Source organism: Rhodanobacter aciditrophus (genome assembly GCF_042679525.1).
GTDB classification, from domain to species: domain Bacteria; phylum Pseudomonadota; class Gammaproteobacteria; order Pseudomonadales; family Marinomonadaceae; genus Marinomonas; species Marinomonas aciditrophus.
Genome location: NZ_JBHTMN010000019.1, coordinates 1 through 18,861 on the forward strand (window position 1 = coordinate 1; position 18,861 = coordinate 18,861).

Genomic DNA, 18,861 nt, shown 5'->3' on the forward strand with positions numbered 1-18,861 from the left:
ACCTGTTGAGTATGAGAAACTGTTCGAAAAGATGACTGAGAAGTGTCTACTGAACTAGTGGCGATTCAATGCGCTTGCTGATTTAGGTCAATCTCAAAACCATAAGTCCTTAGCCATACATCCCAATCTACATGCTCCGCTACTTGAGAGCGGCCATAGGGAGTGAGATTCAAAAGACTAGTGTCTGGTAAATTTTTTAGCTTAGCTACTTCAGGATGTTTTTCTAAATAGGCTGGCGAACACACAGGGTAGACAATATCATGGAAAATTGGGATGGCAGTATAGTCTTCCCTAGGGTCATTAATTTTACTAATGAATATATCCGGTGTTGCGCCCGGCTCAACTGGACCAACATTTAGAAGGTTACTGGTGGTGACAACACTGACGTTAATATCTGGATTGTCCGTCAAAAATTCACCCAAGTATTTAGATAACCAAAGCGCTGAAAAAGCAGGCGAACAACAAACTCTAAGCTCTTTTTTTTGCTTTTGAGTATTTTGAATTCGCTGGGCTGCTTGGGCAATGTTTACAAATGATAGATAGGCCGCATCGTAAAACATTGAGCCAGCTCTCGTAAGTTCCACTGTCCGGCCAGATCGAATAAAAAGCTCTACACCTAATGCTGCCTCTAATTCTCTTATCTGCCGACTGATCGCGGCTTGTGTCACACACAATGATTCCGCAGCACGCGTGAAATTTTGATACTTTGCGGCGGCAACGAATGATTTGACAGCTCTAAGTGAAGGCATTTTGACCAAGATTTGATCTGGCTCAATGTGAATTGACATATGGTGTTCCTAAAGTTCTATAAAATCTTATACCACTGTTGCTAGCTTAAAGAACTAGCGTACTTACAAATGTATTTAGTGTAATAACGGATTAAGCAGCCAATAGGCTGAACTTCTACCCTAACATCCGATTTTTAGCTTTAGCTGATCATTGATTAGGTAGGCTCTTAACAATCTCTAGTTCAATCTTTTGGATCTTCAGACATACACTATGATGTCGAATCAACTTGTACGAAGGTAAGTATAATTGGGCACAGAGTCTCCCCACTCACGCATTGCTTCAAGCACTTCTTGTAAGCTCTCACCCAAAGGGGTCAATTGGTATACCACTCTTGGAGGCGTCTCTGCATACGCCGTACGAATCACAATGCCATTAACTTCGAACTGCTTCAAGCGATTGGTCAAGGTATGGGCGCTAATCCCCTCCAAAGCTGCCCGCAATTCAGTAAAACGCATCGGCCCCTTTAACAACTCTCGAACAATAAGAGTGGACCAAGGGCCATCTAGTAAAGTAAGAAAACGTGCTATACCACAACAAGGCTCTTGCCGACTTTGTTTCATTTTAACCTCTCTAAAAATTCTATTAGTGCATTTTACGTAACTGATTCTTGTATGAAACTATTAATAGATCAAATAATTAACTAATAGGATTTAAGCATGAAATATATTATTCACGGTGCAACAGGCGCTCAAGGCAAACCACTTTTTGATCAATTAATCCATAAAGGGAAAAATGCGCTCGCTGCTGTACGTCACCTAGATAGCATCAATGCAAGCCAGGGAGTCGAAGTCGACTTAGCCTCAATAGAGTCCCTTGTTGCTGCCTACTCTGGCGCAGACGGCATTTTTGTGCACCTACCGCTAGGCCCAGAAAGCGCTCGACAAACATATGCTAATAATATTGCCGAAGCGATTGAGAGAGCAGAACCTGGGCGTGTGGTGATCTCTACCAGTGGTTGGAAACTTGGTGTTGAGGGCGATACCAGTGCCTTACCAACCTTGATTGAGAAGGTCACCGCCACAGGCGTCCCGACCGCGGTGATTGCACCTCAGCTTTACCTTGAAAACTTGTTGTTGCCGATTGTAATGGAGCCTGTCAGAAAAGAGGGAGTACTGCCTTACCCGCTAAGAGAGGACTACCCTGTGTCTTGGTGTTCACATTTGGACATCGCCGACGTAACAGCACATTTGCTACAAGACAGCACAGTAATCGGTATAGTAGAAGTCGGTATGTTGCCGGCTATCACCGGAACAGAGCTTGCTACAGCATTCAGCGAGCATTTCGGAAAAACCGTGCGCTTTGATGCTCTATCACCGGCTGAATTTGGCGATCGTTTAGCCACACTATTTGGCCGTGCTGCCGCTGACGAAGTAGTGTCAGGTTACGAAGCCAAAGCACAAACATCAGACTCGGCGATCCATTATGAAACTAGTGCTCAGTCAAAAATTGGTCTGCGACCTCGCAGCGTAGCAAAATGGCTTGCTGACATCGCCTAAATCCACATTCTATGAGACGATATTTATTTGTATAAATAGAGGTCTTTATGGCTGAGGTATCGATTGCCATTGTCGCGTATCCAGATTGTTTAAAGTCGACGGTTCAAGGTCTTGAAGAGATGTTCACCCTCGCCTCTAAGCTCAGTAGAAACTCGGACATAGAAGCTACCACGTTTGTATATCAGACGTTGGAGTGGCCAGAGACATTTGAAACACGCGCTTCATTGCCTTTGTTTCAAGTGGTGATCTTACCGCCAAGTCTAAAACGGGGTTTTGATATGGTATCAGACCCCGCTTTATCAAAATGGCTGAGGTACCAACATCAACATGGGGCAATCCTAACCTCTGTGTGCGCGGGCACTTTTTTGTTGGCCCATACCGGATTGCTACGACATAAGAAAGTGACGACTCACTGGGCTCTGGTCGATACGTTTCAAGACCACTTCCCTGGCATCGCCTTACAAAGTGAGGCCATTTTAATCAATGAGGGAGACATCATCTCTGCCGGTGGCATGATGTCATGGGTCGATTTGGGGTTAGAAATTATTGCTCAGCAAGCCTCTCCTAAGCTGATGCGCCAATTAGGCAAGATGCTAGTGGTCGATACTGGACAACGAGAGCAGCGCTATTATCAACAGTTCGTACCGAACCTCACCCATGGCGATGTCGATATCATACAGTTGCAGCACCTTATTCAAGACAATTGTGATCAACCACTAAAAATTACCGAGTTAGCCCAAAGGATTAATACCACGGTTCGCACGTTGCAACGACGCTTCACTAAAGCGACTGGCTTATCTCCGCAACTGTACATTCAACGAGTGCGCATTCAAAAAGCCTGCGAGTTATTAGAGTCTAGTCGTCAATCTTTTGAGTCGATTGCTGGAAAAGTAGGTTATGACGATGTGGGGGCGTGTCGCAAAGCGTTTATTAAAATCATTGGTCTAACACCACAAGCCTTTCGCAAACGCTTCGGTTAGACACCATAAGAGCATTGACCTATGGTATCTAAGGCACTCAAAGTTATAGTTCGGTAAACGCCACACCGCGGTCTCGGATCGCCTCAAGGGCAGCACCGTGCACCACAGGATCGGGAGCACAACACGCTGCTGGCAACACTTTCACATCGTATGATGCTGCATCTGGAGAGATCGCAGTGTACGCCACACAGTTTTGCGTCATGATGCCGCAGATAACGATGCTCTCAGCACCCTGCTCTTTCAAGACCTCTTCGAGATTGGTTTCAAAAAAACTGTCCGCATGGTATTTCTGAACCACAGGCGCATCAGGGGCTGCGGCCAATACCTCTGCATGAATCGCAACATTATCTGTACCGGCTTGGAAAAGCGGAGCACCTTCTGGCATGAAGTGTTGCACCAACACCACCGACCAATCATGGGCGTGAGCGTGGGCAATGGCCTGCTTTACAGATTGCAGCGCTTCTTCTACTCCGTGTTGCGGGTAGTTACCGTGCGGGAAATACTCGTTCTGTACATCGACAACAATTAGGGCTGTTTTGCTCATACTTTTCATCCTCTCATTTGGTTTCACGTTATGCTGATTAATTTGCCCTGTTTTGCCATCCCGAAACAGTGTCGCATATGACATATATGAAGCCAAATACGACAGCTAAATATCATGATGGAAAGTTTTACGCCAATGGTTTGGTGTCACTGAGAAGCGTTCTTTGAATTTATTACGAAATGTCAGCACTGAACTAAAGCCTATCCGATCAACAATGGTTTCAATGGGCAGTTCTGTGGACTCAAGGAGGTCTTGCGCTAAGGTAAGGCGCTCACTTGCTAGCCATTCCCCAAACGCCATACCAGTGGCTTTATGAAATTTACGCGTGAACGTGCGGCGCGTCATCATCACCGAGTCAGCTAGCTCATCGAGGGTGTATCTCTTACCGATGTTTTGGCGGATCTTGGTCATCAGCTCATTAATGCGCACATCTGATGTCGTGATAGGAATGGGCTGGTCAATAAATTGTGCCTGGCCACCACCTCGATATGGCGGCACCACCAAACGCCGTGCCAATCGATTGGCAACCGTACCACTGTAATATTTGCGGAAGATATACAGGCAACAGTCCATGCCCGCGGCTGTACCTGCTGAGGTAATCACGCCCTCGTCTTCGACATAGAGCGCGTTGGTATCAAGTTTGACTTCAGGAAAACGCTGGGTGAAATCACGCTCCAGCTCCCAATGGGTGGCCGAGCGTTTGCCTGTCAATAAGCCTGCATAAGCCAGCACATAAGCGCCTAAACAGAGACCAACCACCAAAGCGCCTCGCGCGTGCGCGCTGCACAAAGCCTCCATGATGGTTTGATTCGGCCGCTCATCGGCACTGCGCCAATAGGGCACGATAATAATATCGGCGCTTTGCAATACACTCAGGTCCAACTCAGCCTGCATTTCCATGCCAATATCGGACACAATCGACCCCGCTTCACCGGCGACAAATGTTAACTCAAATAAGGTTTCATTGAGTGTCCGTGAACTGAACACGATACCCGGAACCGAGGTGTGGTAAGAGCTGAAATCGTTAAAGACGATCACAGCAACATGAGGAGTATGGGAGAGTTCGGTGTGTGGCATGAGTGCTCCGCGGTTAACCCGTTCAGGGCAATGGTAGTCCATTGCCCTGACGGACGCGAGTGACATTAACCTTTTAGCTAGCCAGTAACGTCTACATGATCAAAGTGCTTAGCCTTCTTAGCTGCGATTAGTCATGATTTTTCCAATGCTTCTTATATTTTGTATGTCATGTTTCATTTTATTAAAAATAAGACTTTAGTTTTACTCCACTAGGAGTAGGTCAAACATAAAAAATAAAGTCGCAAATAATGAAATAGAGGAACATGTAATGGAAAGAAAACTTGGATGTGGCAGTGTAACTGCTGCAAGTGTAGGGCTAATAGTCGCTTCTAGTTGTTTGGTTATTCTTGCTCAGTTAACAGGGCTTGCAGGGAAGGACTTGTACATCCCTATGCTCATTGCATTGCTTATAAATACTGCTGTGGCTTTTACATTTTTAGAATTATATTCACTTATGCCACAATACTATGGTGGTTTAGGGCAGTTTAATTTAGCTACTTTCGGTCCATTTGTTTCCATTATCTCAACAATCTCTTCTTATGCGATCTGTATTCTACTAGCAAACACTATCGAAACTTCAATGCTTGGTATGGTTGTAACAGAAATTTTCATTCCGGGTGTAAACCCTTTTTTGATTTCTCTAGCAATTATGATTTTCTTGTTAGTAATAAACCTACTAGGAATTAATTTTTTTGCGAAGCTTCAAAACCTAGTAGTTATCTTTCTAGTAGGCTCACTGCTCATAATGGGCATCATGGGTGTATTGAAAATTGCTCCTGGCGAGGTCATTCCTGCTAATCAACAAAGCTCTCCTGCTATTACCGGATTCTTACCTTTGATAGGTTTGAGTGCGTTAGCTTTTTGGCTTTTTATTGGTATTGAATTTGCCATTCCTTTAGCAAAATCTATTAAAAATCCGAAACGAAACCTTCTATTTGGAATGCTTACGGGGCTTGTTTTATTGTTTTCTGTACAAACATTACTGGGTCTAGGAATTGCAAACTATGTAGATCTCAACCTGTTATTGAGCTCAAATACACCACACCTTTTATTTGCAGAAAAGATGTTTGGTACTCTAGGTAAATACTGGATGGGGGCATTATCTCTTATTGCTGCTATTAGCACACTGAACACTATGTATGCAGCAGGTGCACGTATTTTCCATGGTATGGCAAAGGATGGCCTATTACCTTCTGTATTGGCGAAAACAAATCAACATGGTTCTCCATATGTCATAATGCTTATACAAACAATAATACTTCTTGCTATTTCAGGTATGGGCGCTGGGACAACTGATGAGTTCGTTATTCTTCTTCTATCTGCATCATGTTTTTGGCTAATAGCTTATGTCATAGCTCATTTAAACGTCTTAACTTTAAAGTTGAAATATCCTACAGCCAAACGTAACAAAATCCTTAGTTTTATGGGAATACCGCAGATTATTGGTATATTAGGCAGTATTTTTATGGTAATCAACATCTCAGACGATTTAGATCAGCGCGCTACTGTCTATAAAATATTTTTTATTGTTCTGTCAATTCTTATTATATATTCAGCCACATGGGTGAAGCTAAAAATGAAAAAAAGACTTTTCCAATCGGAAGGTTTCGATAATGAAAAACTACTTGATATTAATAGAGCAGAGAAAAATTTATTTTAAAATTTCAATATCATTGATGACAAAATTTTAGAAACCATTCTTCAAACAAAAAAAACAAAACAAAAAAAGGATGATTAAATTATGACTATATTATTAAGTATTGGGGGGCAGGACTGTGCTGCCAGCAATCAAAAAGAGTATAAACGCATAAACCCAGTCACTGGGGAGATTGCGTCAATATGTTCGGCCGCTACACTCGATGATATAAAAGTTGTCACACAAGCTGCTAATGATGCCTTTCAAAATTGGTCTCATGCTTCGCCTGCTGATCGCCGTATCTTATTAAACCGCACTGCTGATATCATGGAAACTAAGCAAGAAGAGTTTGTCCAAGCAATGATCAATGAAACAGGCTCGACTACTCAATGGGCGCAATTTAATGTCATGCTTGCTGCAAATCATATCCGTGAAGCTGCTGCATTAACAACTAATGTGGGCGGTGAGGTTATACCTTCAAACAAACCTGGCACTCTAGCCATGTCAATAAGAACCCCTAAAGGCGTATGTTTAGCAATGGCGCCCTGGAATGCCCCAATCATTTTAGGCTCTCGCGCTATCGCTACACCTTTGGCATGTGGTAACACAGTTATTCTAAAGAGCTCTGAGTTCTGCCCATTGACTCATCGACTGACTATTGATTGCTTTCTACAAGCTGGCTTCCCGCCGGGTGTGGTTAATTTCGTATCCAATGACCCAAGTGATGCATCAGTAATCGTCAAAGCACTAATCGAAGCGCCACAGGTTCGTCATGTAAATTTCACAGGGTCAAGCGCAGTTGGTCGTATTATTGGTAGCATTGCAGGAGAAAACTTAAAGCCAGCTCTGCTCGAACTCGGCGGTAAGGCACCATTAGTTGTTCTATCCGATGCCGACATAGAAGGAGCTGTCAATGCTGCTGTTTTCGGTGCTTTTATGAACCAAGGGCAGATCTGCATGTCCACAGAACGCGTGATTGTGGAGAGCTGTATAGCCGATGAGTTTGTCAAAAAATTCACAATAAAAGCTTCAAAGTTGTCATGGGGAGATCCTCGTGATCATGTGATACTTGGATCATTAGTCAATCCAGATGTGTCTGATAAAATGAACGAAATGATCAAGGATGCTGTCGCTAAAGGCGCAAAATTACTTTGTGGTGGCGAAAGTCGAGGTTCTATTTTTGCACCAACTCTATTAGATTGCGTAGACAGTTCAATGCGAATTTATCGCGAAGAAAGCTTCGGTCCAGTAAAATCGATTATCCGAGTCAAAGATGACGAAGAGGCCATTCAAGTGGCAAACGACACAAACTACGGTCTATCTTCAGCGGTTTTCTCCCAAGATATAAACCGCGCATTAAAATGTGCTAATGCAATAAATAGTGGCATTTGTCATATTAATGGCTCAACCGTTGCTGATGAACCACATATGCCATTCGGTGGTGTTGGGGACTCTGGTTATGGACGTTTCGGCGGAAAGTCAGGTGTAGAGGAATTCACTGATATTCGTTGGATCACAATAGAAGATTCTAACCAGCACTATCCATTTTAAACAATAAAAACCTAGGAAAATGAGATTAGGTCGGCAATATAACACAATCTTGCCAACTTAAGCCTTTAAGGATCCCTATCCGCTATAAAGAAGCTCTTTGGTAAACATCGAATCTGCTAGTGTTTGGCAAAGAGCTTCATTGGTTAGATGGATGCGCTGATTCTTTACAAGGGTTTGATGCTCGAAATTAGTAATTTATTTCAAATTCTGGCAATGGTCGTCAATAATATTTATCTATCATCGTCTTGTCAGACTTAATTGCATCAACCCTGGTTATTAGATGGGGACGGTATATGTAGTTCTACCTAATTTAAAGCAACAACCTCTAAGTTAATTGTAATGCGTTTTACTAGAATTTTATTTACACTTGAGCTTATGGCTTAAAAAATGATGTTTTGGAGAAAAATTAATTGCCCCCTTGATTCTGGCTTTATTTTTTCTTTATATTTATCTTCTTTTCGGTGGACTAGTATGATTAAAAAAAATGGCTTTCTTCCTGCTCAACCACTTGTTGAATTTACGACACTAGGTTTTCATCATCAAGTCACGCCATTCTCTAGAGCATGTGCGCAATACTATACACATGAGGTATCCAAAGATGCGGATCAAAAAATTGTAATTGTGCCAGATGGTACGATAGATATTCTATTCAAAATCTCTGACAGTTCTGTTGATTCTCATGTATGTGGAGCTGTTAAAAAGGCAACACTTCGAAGGTTTAATCAAGGTTGTAGTTATTTTGGGGTACGATTGAAGCCAGGTACTGCAAATAAACTTATTGACCTGCCAATTGATATTATAACTGAGGATTGCATTGAATCCAATAATATATTAAAAGATGTTGAAAAATTAAAAGAAGGATTTATAAACTCAAGATCATTTAAGGAAAAAGTTTTTCTATTTGAAGAGTATCTAAATTTAAATATTAATGATGACACCCCTACCTCTTCACTGGTCTCTTTCGTTCTTGAATATATACACAAGAAAAATGGAGAACTAAAGATGAAGGAGCTGTCTGAATTGACTCATTATACCTCAAATTACATATACAAATGTTTTTTGAAGGAAACAGGAGTATCTCCTAAACACTACGCAAGGGTTGTGCGTTTTCAGAGCTGTTTAAATCTATTTAAAGAATCTTCAAAAACTAATTTAACAGGTATTGCATCTGAATCCGGTTATTATGATCAAGCACATTTCATTAATGAATTTAAAGAATTCACATCTTTTACGCCTACTCAATTACAAGAGTTTTTTCACTCACTATAACTTCTTATATTTAAAGAAACTGGATAGTAAGAAGAAAAATTACTCACATGATTGAGGCTTTCTAATAATCATTAAATCCACTTTATTAGAATCCAATATAGCTCTAAATCCATATAACTTATGCCAATAAAACTCAATAAAACTCAATAAAACTCAATAAAACTCAATAAAACTCAATAAAACTCAATAAAACTAATAATTTTATAATGCAAAATTAACAACCATATTAAAACCAGTAAACATTGATCAATATCTAGAAAGAATTGGTATTACTAAATCAATTAAACGCTGAGAATACGATAAATCCTATGGTCGGTGTAGCCCTTTATAATACTCAAAAATTAAAAAGAGCGTTAATATTCAAATTAATGATATCTAATCATAAAATCAATGAGAAATTATCGATAAGCCTATAAGCCTAATACCCATAAAATATTAAAACACTTCAGTTAGTTGAAGTATAATCATTTAACCCCCTCCATTGTAAACCAAAATCCCTAGTCATGATTTTTACAATCACGATTTTTTCTCACGTGCGATATTAATCTATCAAAATTACTATTGAACTAATAGGAACAACAAATGAGTATTCAATTAGATGACAGTATTGAGCGCTTTTCAGCACGCTTTTCCAAGTCAAAAAAAGAAACTGAGAACGCAAAACGCTCTATTCCGGGTGGATTTAGCCGTAAAACCTTTAACTATGGCCCTCATGGAATCTTCGTTGAACGCGGAGAAGGTGCTTACATTTATACGATTGAGGGTGAAAAACTTCTTGACTTAAATAATAACTTTACTGTAAATATCCTTGGTCACAACCATCCTGAAATCACTAAGGCCTTACAAGAGGCTCTTCCAAATGGTATCTCTTTTGGCAACCCTTCTAATCATGAAGTTAAGTTGGCCGAAACCCTATGCAGCCGGATAGCTTCTGTTGAAAAAGTAAAATTTTCTTGTTCAGCTAGTGAGTCTTGTATTACCGCAGCTCGCATTGCACGCGCCCATACAGGTAAAGCTAAGATTGCCAAATTTGAAGGTGGCTATCATGGCTTTATTGATGATCTAGCCATTTCTGCGCATCCACCACATGACAAATTGTCTGGCCAATCAGATGCCCCCCAATCAGTAGCCGATTCTGGAGGCATACCTCAATACAAAGTAGACAATACAATTATTCTAAAGCAGAATGATTTAGATGCTTGTGAGAAAATTATAAGGGCTCATGCGAATGAGATAGCATGCATTTTCATGGAGCTCCAATCCGGTGCTGGTGGTATTGTAGTACTGGATCCAGACTTTGTTGCAGGTATCCGCGCGCTCACAAAAGAGCTTAATATCCTGCTAATCTTAGACGAAACTATTACATTACGCGCGCACTATCGCGGCATGCAGCATGTATATGATCTATTGCCTGATCTTACAATCATGGGAAAAATGATCGGTGGCGGCCTTCCAATCGGTGCAGTAGGTGGGCAAGCGAAATTCTTTGAAGTCCTGGAATCTGACACAGTACAAATCTCAGGAACACATCATGGTCATTTGCTAGCAACTGTTGCTGGCGCAAAATGTCTAGAAGTGATGAATGAAGCAGCCTTTGATCGCCTAAATTCGTTATCCAATAGAATCAAAGAGGACTTAAATTCCTGGGCTAAATTGCATTCATATCCATTCATGATTTACGGTGCAGGGTTTTCATTTCTTGGGTATGCTTTCACTCATGATTTGGAAAGTGAGATCACAACACACCGTGATTTTTGGAACCTGGTTGATAACGATAAGATTTTGATTTATTCCTTAGAAATGGCGCAAAAAGGTTATTTCCCTGTGCATAGAGGCCAGCTATCACTTTCATTAGCGATGACAGATGAAGATATTGATGGATTCATTGAAGCAACCAAAGAAGTTGTGTCGGCGATTTTTAGTGAATAATGTAAATAGCTAAATCAAACTATTAAGTTTTGACTAAGATGTAAGCGCCCAGAAATCTGAGTTCAGTTGTAACGTGACCAAAGGCGCTTACGGTAAGGTAAAGACCAATATGCAGTATTGGTGCTCCCCGATTAACCCACTTAGGGCAATGGAAGTCCATTGCCCTAACGCACGCTAGCGGCAATTAGCCTTGTAGCTGGCGACTAATATCCGCATGATCAAAATGCGCGCGCTTTTCGATGATCTTGCCGTCTTTGATGGTCATCAACATCATCAAAGAGAAACGCACAGGCTTATTAGTTGGCGCCAGATCGTGTATGGGCGCTGTGTTCACCCCTTCGAAAATCATGTAACAGGCAACTTTGTCATCATGAGCAATGGCTTCATGAACTCGGAAGGTAAAGCCTGGATAACCATCCATATTGCCTTTCTCTTGCGCCAAGAAGCCATGCAAGTCTAATGGCTTATCCACTTGCGAATAGAACACGAAGTCATCGTGACACAATGCGGCAACCGCCTCATAATTGTTATCTTCGATATGCTGATAAAAAGCCTTAACCAGTGCAACATTTTGTTCAGTAGTCATAATAGTCTTCCTTTATAGTGAAACTGTTTCGCCGTCTTCTGGTACAAAGACGAAGTCATTGAGCGACAATGCTGATACGTAATCACTCATCTCTTTTGTGGTCACCAAAGCGTGATTAACTGCGCCCATGTGAGTCGCGACAATTTTAGCTTCCGGTAGAACATTATGAGTTTTCAACACGTCTTCTTTGCCCATGATAATCGGACCAAAGCCTAATACATGCGCCCAACCCGTGTTGAGAACTACGACACCTGGTTGCTCTTGCTTCATTATCTCTTCTACCTGTGGCACCCAAATAGTGTCACCAACGATATACAGCTTATCTTCGTCGGCGTGATTAAAAATCACGCCCGTAACTTCGCCTAAGATCTCAGCCATTTGCTCATGTTCAAACGCCGCTTCTGAGCCATGTTGACAGAAGGTACGTGTGAATGAAATGCCGTAAAAATCTGTCTTTTCAGAGAAGATTTGTAGATTCGTAAACCCTTGTGAACGCAAGATAGACTCATCGCCTTCGTGCTGCACGAAAATCAGTTGATCTTTCGGGATCACATTAACAGCTGTCTCATCCCAATGATCTGGGTGAGTGTGCGTTAACAAGACCGCATCCACAGCAATGATTTTCTCAATCGTCATCGGCAGCTCAACTAATGGGTTGCGTAGGTGTGAATTGGCCGTGCCCTCAAAGCCTGGGTACATGCCTTTTGGCGCCAGGAATGGATCGATTAGGAATGTCTTGCCTGCGTATTCAATAACTTGTGTTGCATTTCGGATTTGTGTGATTTTCATAGAATGTCTCCAGAAATTTGCCTGTTTTGATATTCAATGTGGACATTCTATGGGATTTAACAAATGCCAATAAGTGGCTATAAGGACATACAAAGATAGTATTGGGACAAGTATAGCCATTGCTATGAAATCTTCGTTCATCACGCAAATTAACCTGTTTTTTCAACTATGCTTGCACTCTAGATTTCATCTAAAAGCTGTCTAATGAGAGGTGCCATTGACGGTAAACGACAGTACTGGTTTTGAAACCGTTTTTAGGAATTCAAAAGATGGTTTAACGCTTTTTGGAACATACGAATAAGTCAGAGAATTTTGATCTGACTTGATTCACCCGCCTGCAACGCTTCAAAAGAGTTAATTAGCCGCAGTTTCCCGCTTTTATGGCACTTCAAGCACCTTAAACCCGTTATTTGGACGGATTCCCCCTGCGAAGACCGTATCATCTGATCCACTCGTAACAAATTTCCAAGCGCAAACAACACCGCGAGCTTGTTGTCATTTTTAGACAGGCCTTTGTAGACGACTTTGCGAAACCCAAACTGACATTTCAATATTCTAAACGGATGCTCTACTTTCGCTCTGATACTCGCCTTTAGGTATTCCGTTCGGATCAGCTGCTTATTTATGCGAGGATGCTTCTTCCAAGAGCGTATCTTGCTAGGCATCTCAGCCACTAACCAATCGACTTTCCGGTCCTGGGTTTCAGCACGCTTTTCTACGCCACGGTAGCCTGAGTCCGCCGATACAAATGACTCATCGCCATGAAGAAGTTCCGTCATCTGGTTTAAATCGTGATCATTGGCGGGCGTCCGGATCCGAGAGTATGGATGGCGTACCAACTGGTCATCATTTTCCCTTGCGTCGGCTGACGGGCAATCAGTTTACTAAGTCATTAAAAAGCCCGCGGGCTTTTACATTTAAATTGAGCAACCATCCCCCTGCAGCTTAGTCATCATGGATTTAACATCCAATATCCCTTGCCCGTATTCCTCAGCATTGTAACCGTCAAAATCATGATCAGCAGTGTTAAGCATTACCTGTGCGAGGTCGCGATAGTTTAGTTTGGTGCAATAACTCTTGGCCAAATCTAATGCACGAGATACAAATTGGTTCGCAAGACTGGTCCCGTCAGTTTTAATGATGCTCTTAGAGGTATTCGAAACACTGGCCGCTGTCACAATATTCTCACCTAACGCCGTAATCCAGCGTAACTGAATTGAAGCATTCTCCCCTGGAACCGCTGAGAAGTCAGATAACTCTTTCCCCCAGCCAACCGAACCAACTATGACTGCAGATTCTATCGATTCAACATCAGCAACTATCACAAGGTCAGACCAATCTTCACTGCTATTACCTCCACTGTTTACTAAAAGTTGATTGGAGCTAGAGGCCGCGAATACTGTGTTATAGGACTCCCCTAGCGGCACTCGAGAACTTTTCGCTAGTAACGCATCAGCCCCAAAGGTGGATTCCATTTTTGCTTTCAAAGTTGGGACAGATGCGCCGATGCCATCCAGAACATTCACAACATTTAGATAAGCCCCCTCGTTAGTAGAAGTTACCCCCATTATATTGGTGCAATGTGCGCTGCCATGAGACTCCCAGTATGATGGATCCAAATCGAAACGCATTGCACCTTCGCTAGTGGTCGATGAATACTGCAATTGGTTGTTCCCGCTATTTGTGTAGTAAACACCTGACTGTGAAATTCGAGAGCTAACATGGTCATTTCCAATTTCACATCCGCTGTCCACAACTACAATGGGGTAGCTGCTTGAATGGGCCACTCCAAGATCGTCATAACCGTAATCAAAGCCATGAAATTCCAGCATTTGGTCAAAGTTAGCCTCATAATACGGTAGTTCTGAACCGGTTAGAGTGGAGCAGTCCATTGAGCCCAAATTCAAGTGGGCTGTGCACTCATGCACCGTGGTGTCTGATTCGAATGCATAGCAGGATATCCATGCGTCAGGAGTTAGACTGCTAGGTATGTGCCTGGCGAAGCATGCTGGAGCCCGCGCATCCTCGATATTACTTGTTCCACCCCAGTTATCATTGGTACGAAAGCTCTGAAGTTTATTTGTTACCTCTGTTGGAAGATTTGCAGCAAAGTCGTCAGATGGGATTACAGGTAAATCAGGAAGAATAGTGCCTAGGTAATATTCGGAAAATAGCGAGTCTTTAAAGTTGTTTAAGACAATGGAGTTCACGTTACGATCTTGAAGTTCGCTAAATGATTTCCCTTCCCCGGTAAACGTAAACTGTGATGCTGTGGTTGGCTCACTTACCTCAGGGGCTAGTTCTACCTTCGATGCTACTGTCGAAACAGTAGAGCTAGACGAGTTCAAGCGAAATTTACTAATGCAGTAAATTGCATTCTTAAGCTCGTATGCACAGCTCACTTCAAAGGGGGTAATAGGGGCGCTGTATACAAGCAGTCCAGAGTCTTTGAATTCATCAATAAAGTCAGAAAGATTCATGGCCCACTCAATGGCTGCAACAGAGCCACAAGCGCCATCAGACAGAGTGCACTTCTCGGCAGTATCATACTCAGTCAACTTGATATTGGCGCTAAGTGTACTAGTTAGCTTGTAGCAATCATCCTCACCGCATTGATAGCCCGCATGTTCATAGTAAGATTTTCTTAAGGTACGCGCCAAAGATGTGGACAGGTAACTAGGCAAATTACTTGCATCTAGAATTGTTTTGGTTGATGAAACAGAGAATGGTAAGCCATTGGCATCGTTATCGATCTCTTTAACTGATAACTCCATTTCTAATTCAGATATGTTTGAAGACGCCACTGAAGCTTGTTCATCATCTACATAGCAAGTGTACTTTACAGTTGATTTCGCTTGAACTGTCGAACAAGAGGCTAGCAGTTTAAGGGAGCTTGAGACGCTTTCGATGGCAAAATTCATCAAGGTGTCACTATTATCTAACTGCTCAGATGAAACATCTTTGGTGTAAATCGAAGTCGTAAGCAATGCTGCGTTTTGAACTTTGTAGCAGCTAGTATCAGTTGGGCCACAATCCCAACCAGAAGAAATTAATTCGGCTTTATAGGTGGCTGTAGTTGATCCTTCTTCGGAGCTCCCGCCGCCACCGCACCCGACGATTACAATTGGAGTTAATAATAAAAGCATTAGCTTAAACATTTGAAATACTTTTCGTTAGTATTCAGAAACATATTAACAACGCTCTTGAGCGGCACTACCACTTATAGAAAGATAATTAGCATCGGCAGCAGTGCGTGTATCTAAGGCTTGGATCAGTGGGCGCATGACTTCCGGCGCAACAAAGCGGCGCGGCATCATAATACGCGTAACAACTTGAGCATCTGTGGCTCGTGTTTCTGCGCTGCGGTTAGGAAACAGCCCCAGCTGACGCCAGTCTAGGTATTCATCAATGGCACCTGAGATGTAACGTTGGGTATGAAAAATAGGCGCATGAAATGCTTTGCTAGAAGCTTGGTAGTCGACCGTTAAGCCTGTCTCTGTATGGTAGGCTTTGATCCACTTGCCAGCGGTTTGACGGGTGACGTCAAAGATATCAGTGAGAGCACGAGAATTGATATGCCCTTCCCAGTAAAGCAATAACTCAATCAGCCAACTTGGGTTCGGTGTTCCCCATTGTTTGATATCCATATCATTAATCCAAAAAATAAAACTTCCGCTTGTACTGATTCCGTAATTTCAGAAAATAGATGCACAGTATATCGAAGTGATCTGAGAGCGTAATATAATTATACTTCTTTAAGGTCATCGAAGAACCTTCGAAACAACTTATTTCAGATGTGAGCAATAAACCGATCACTAGGCATAGTTAAAATGATACTCCATAGAAAACTCCAAATTGAATTCTCTGCCTGAAGCCATTTCTTCAATCTGCTTCCACAACAAAGGCAAATTAGCTTTAAGGACTTCAGCCTTATATTTTTGGTACTCATCGACACAATCTCCTTCAGCTGCTTTAAGCCAATCTGAAGGTGTTAATATCAATAGCACTCGATGGAAGTACTCTGGAATAGCTTCCTTTATTGAATCCTCGTTCCCACTGACGACATAAAGTGTAACGCCCTCCCCAGTCGCAAAATAATGCATAACACCGATATAGAACATTTCATCTCCTTACATACAGTCACGCTAGTCTAAATTCACCCTTACTCTGCCATAAGTTCGATGCACTGTTCCGAGCAATTTGGTAAGCCCAATCTGACACCGCAATAGATTTTTCAGTATCGCACTCTACATAACTGGCCAATTCCGCAGTGATCAACTGCGCATGATTAACGAGGTTATTCTCTTCCCATTTATATTTATGCTCATAACTTGCGAGGTAATCGCGCTTGCTGTTATTGCAAGCACGATCCGCGAGCACAAAGTTATGCCCAAGGTCGAACGCATATTTTGCAAAAGGAATAAAGTGGTCAACTTCTGAGTGCTGATCGAGCTTCTTACCACAATAAAAGCAGCTGTCTTTCTGTATTTCTTGCAGTAGTGGTTTAGCGTAGGCCAAGGCCTTACGATCATGCCCAAACAGGAATTCTGGTAAATTAGCTTGAGCGCCAACAAGATATTGGTTGTGCTTAAACGAAATGATTTTGTCGATCCAAGCGGCACGAGCAAGGTAGGTTATTAGGTGATAAAACTCACGAAAGTATCCTGCCATGCCTGCGTTTAATTCAATATGCCTCTGGCTTTTATCGTGCGGGTATAAAAAGCACTCTTCTTTTTTAGCTAAAATTTGTAGGCGCCAAAGTGGGCCATTTTTAAGCGCGGTTTTAGCGACACTGTGAACCGTTTTGTAATGAGGGCTTTTATAAAGCTGATTGATGTTATAAAGCCCAGTTTTCTGGATGCTTTGCACTGCCGTGATGATCGCTATTTGCTTTTGTGAATCACTGTTCTGATGTAATTGCTGCTGGTTTGACTGGACACCAAATGGACGCGCTTGATTCCAATACAAACGCAGCATTTTATCTGCCAACACATCAAAAGAGATAGGAAGCTTACCATTCACTGTTACATTAAGGCTTTCGACGCAGACATCCGCAATCGCGTGCAACAATGCGTATTTGTAAGTCGCAGTAAAATCGCCTTCTACCAGTAAACGCTGAATGTAGGCAATAAACTCTATCGCGGTTTTCATACTATTAAGGCTCTTGCTTCTGCACAATCAGATTTAGCCATTGCTCAGACCCTCGATCTGGCCGCTGATCGCCAGTCACCCAAGTATCCAATACTCGAAAGCCAGATAAGTATTGCTGGATCGTCTGCTCAGTCTGATCATTGAAGAAGCGTCCTTCTTTAACACGCTCCTCTATTCCATATTTAAACGACATATAAAGCACACCCTCGTATTTCAATGCGCGATGTAATCGTTTAATCACATCATTCAGCTCTAAATTAGGTACATGTAGTAAGCTTGCGCAGCACCAGATCCCATCATATAAATCAATGCCATCAAATTGCTGAAAGGTTTGAACAACGACTGGGAGCTGAAGCAACTTGCTGGCTATGGCTGCCAACTCTGGACTGGCGTCGAATGCATCCACTTGAAAACCTAAAGATTTAAAGCGTTTTGCATCACGTCCACTACCGCAGCCCGCGTCAAGAATATGCGCATTGGGGGGAATATAAGGAAGAAATCGTTGATAAAACTCAGACATATCAACATGCAGCGTATTGGCAGTAAAGCTCTCAGCGGACTCGCTATAGTATTGGTTGGTGCTAGCTTTAAGATCCATTTAATCCCTTACTTGAAGACATATAATCCATGTTTACAGACAGCTATTAACCTTTACAAGAAGTACTGTCTTGATATGAGCATTCCAGCAGTTCAGAACCGAGTTTGAGGTTTGCGATAATATCGTTACATATAGTTATCTTGACTTAGCGCCTCAAGATACGACCTGACCGTCTCAGCTCCAGTCTTGCCATTCAGCATAATTGCATACGGGCTCCGATCATTAAAGTACTGGTTCGAACGCCTAATCCAAGAGCTCTCCTTTCCAGGAAACACAGCTTGCGTCAGTCGGTAAATTGCAATTAAATGAGATATATTCTCTTCGACATCTTTTGCCAAAGATACTCCTTGATTGTTTTGCTCTAAAACCCGCCAACTACCAATCACTTCTACTGAGTTTTGAATCGCCACTAGTTAGCTAGACACCTTTTAGTTAGATAAAATGATCTAATTGAGAGGTATTTATG

General features: G+C 42.2%; 18 protein-coding genes and 1 pseudogene. 6 read left to right on the top strand and 13 right to left on the bottom strand.

Annotated elements, in window-relative coordinates; genetic code table 11:
• Nucleotides 1-65 precede the first annotated feature (65 nt).
• Together ACFQ45_RS17350 and ACFQ45_RS17355 are read right to left on the bottom strand one after the other, a co-directional pair.
• Nucleotides 66-788: a LysR family transcriptional regulator gene (locus ACFQ45_RS17350; protein WP_377370008.1), complete on the bottom strand. Its 723-nt coding sequence runs from the start codon at nt 786-788 to the stop codon at nt 66-68.
• A 222-nt stretch (nt 789-1,010) separates the two neighbouring features.
• The gene (locus tag ACFQ45_RS17355) at nt 1,011-1,349 is read right to left on the bottom strand and encodes a winged helix-turn-helix transcriptional regulator (protein WP_377370010.1); all 339 of its coding nucleotides are present in this window, start codon (nt 1,347-1,349) and stop codon (nt 1,011-1,013) included.
• 96 nt (nt 1,350-1,445) lie between these two features.
• Between ACFQ45_RS17355 and ACFQ45_RS17360 the strand changes: the two genes are divergently transcribed.
• Nucleotides 1,446-2,285, top strand: a complete 840-nt coding sequence (locus ACFQ45_RS17360) for an SDR family oxidoreductase (RefSeq protein ID WP_377370012.1) — start codon at nt 1,446-1,448, stop codon at nt 2,283-2,285.
• A gap of 47 nt (nt 2,286-2,332) precedes the next feature.
• Entirely contained in the window at nt 2,333-3,265 is a 933-nt protein-coding gene (locus ACFQ45_RS17365; protein WP_377370014.1) for a GlxA family transcriptional regulator, read from the top strand.
• Nucleotides 3,266-3,308: 43 nt separating this feature from the next.
• On the opposite strand, the gene ACFQ45_RS17370 is transcribed toward ACFQ45_RS17365, so the two are convergent.
• Complete coding sequence (locus tag ACFQ45_RS17370; RefSeq protein WP_377370016.1) at nt 3,309-3,809, bottom strand: isochorismatase family protein; 501 nt, start codon at nt 3,807-3,809, stop codon at nt 3,309-3,311.
• 105 nt (nt 3,810-3,914) lie between these two features.
• Entirely contained in the window at nt 3,915-4,886 is a 972-nt protein-coding gene (locus tag ACFQ45_RS17375) for a GlxA family transcriptional regulator (RefSeq protein ID WP_377370018.1), read from the bottom strand.
• Nucleotides 4,887-5,154: 268 nt separating this feature from the next.
• On the opposite strand from ACFQ45_RS17375, the gene ACFQ45_RS17380 reads away from it, so the two are divergent.
• The 4 genes from ACFQ45_RS17380 to ACFQ45_RS17395 all read left to right on the top strand — a co-directional run bounded on the left by ACFQ45_RS17380 (nt 5,155) and on the right by ACFQ45_RS17395 (nt 11,271).
• Nucleotides 5,155-6,546, top strand: coding sequence for an APC family permease (locus ACFQ45_RS17380; RefSeq protein ID WP_377370020.1), 1,392 nt, complete (start codon nt 5,155-5,157; stop codon nt 6,544-6,546).
• An 81-nt stretch (nt 6,547-6,627) separates the two neighbouring features.
• Complete coding sequence (locus tag ACFQ45_RS17385; protein ID WP_377370022.1) at nt 6,628-8,073, top strand: aldehyde dehydrogenase; 1,446 nt, start codon at nt 6,628-6,630, stop codon at nt 8,071-8,073.
• Between the two features lie 471 nt (nt 8,074-8,544).
• A complete protein-coding gene (locus tag ACFQ45_RS17390; RefSeq protein ID WP_377370024.1) occupies nt 8,545-9,342 on the top strand; it encodes a helix-turn-helix domain-containing protein in 798 nt (265 codons plus the stop codon).
• Between the two features lie 582 nt (nt 9,343-9,924).
• The gene (locus ACFQ45_RS17395) at nt 9,925-11,271 is read left to right on the top strand and encodes an aspartate aminotransferase family protein (RefSeq protein WP_377370026.1); all 1,347 of its coding nucleotides are present in this window, start codon (nt 9,925-9,927) and stop codon (nt 11,269-11,271) included.
• A 184-nt stretch (nt 11,272-11,455) separates the two neighbouring features.
• On the opposite strand, the gene ACFQ45_RS17400 is transcribed toward ACFQ45_RS17395, so the two are convergent.
• The 9 genes and pseudogenes from ACFQ45_RS17400 to ACFQ45_RS17440 form a co-directional block, all read right to left on the bottom strand.
• Nucleotides 11,456-11,857: an ester cyclase gene (locus ACFQ45_RS17400; protein WP_377370028.1), complete on the bottom strand. Its 402-nt coding sequence runs from the start codon at nt 11,855-11,857 to the stop codon at nt 11,456-11,458.
• Nucleotides 11,858-11,869: 12 nt separating this feature from the next.
• Nucleotides 11,870-12,646: an MBL fold metallo-hydrolase gene (locus tag ACFQ45_RS17405; RefSeq protein WP_377370030.1), complete on the bottom strand. Its 777-nt coding sequence runs from the start codon at nt 12,644-12,646 to the stop codon at nt 11,870-11,872.
• A gap of 416 nt (nt 12,647-13,062) precedes the next feature.
• Nucleotides 13,063-13,470 (bottom strand): annotated as a pseudogene (locus tag ACFQ45_RS17410) (transposase); the annotation flags it as partial.
• Nucleotides 13,471-13,563: 93 nt separating this feature from the next.
• Complete coding sequence (locus tag ACFQ45_RS17415) at nt 13,564-15,804, bottom strand: S8 family serine peptidase (protein WP_377370032.1); 2,241 nt, start codon at nt 15,802-15,804, stop codon at nt 13,564-13,566.
• A 33-nt stretch (nt 15,805-15,837) separates the two neighbouring features.
• The gene (locus ACFQ45_RS17420) at nt 15,838-16,293 is read right to left on the bottom strand and encodes a hypothetical protein (protein ID WP_377370034.1); all 456 of its coding nucleotides are present in this window, start codon (nt 16,291-16,293) and stop codon (nt 15,838-15,840) included.
• 168 nt (nt 16,294-16,461) lie between these two features.
• Nucleotides 16,462-16,767 carry a hypothetical protein gene (locus ACFQ45_RS17425; RefSeq protein ID WP_377370035.1) on the bottom strand — a complete coding sequence of 102 codons (306 nt, stop codon included), beginning with the start codon at nt 16,765-16,767 and terminating at the stop codon, nt 16,462-16,464.
• A 19-nt stretch (nt 16,768-16,786) separates the two neighbouring features.
• Nucleotides 16,787-17,797: an HNH endonuclease signature motif containing protein gene (locus tag ACFQ45_RS17430; protein ID WP_377370037.1), complete on the bottom strand. Its 1,011-nt coding sequence runs from the start codon at nt 17,795-17,797 to the stop codon at nt 16,787-16,789.
• Between the two features lie 4 nt (nt 17,798-17,801).
• The gene (locus tag ACFQ45_RS17435; protein ID WP_377370039.1) at nt 17,802-18,395 is read right to left on the bottom strand and encodes a class I SAM-dependent methyltransferase; all 594 of its coding nucleotides are present in this window, start codon (nt 18,393-18,395) and stop codon (nt 17,802-17,804) included.
• Nucleotides 18,396-18,520: 125 nt separating this feature from the next.
• A complete protein-coding gene (locus tag ACFQ45_RS17440; RefSeq protein WP_377370041.1) occupies nt 18,521-18,805 on the bottom strand; it encodes an MbcA/ParS/Xre antitoxin family protein in 285 nt (94 codons plus the stop codon).
• Between the last annotated feature and the right edge of the window lie 56 nt (nt 18,806-18,861).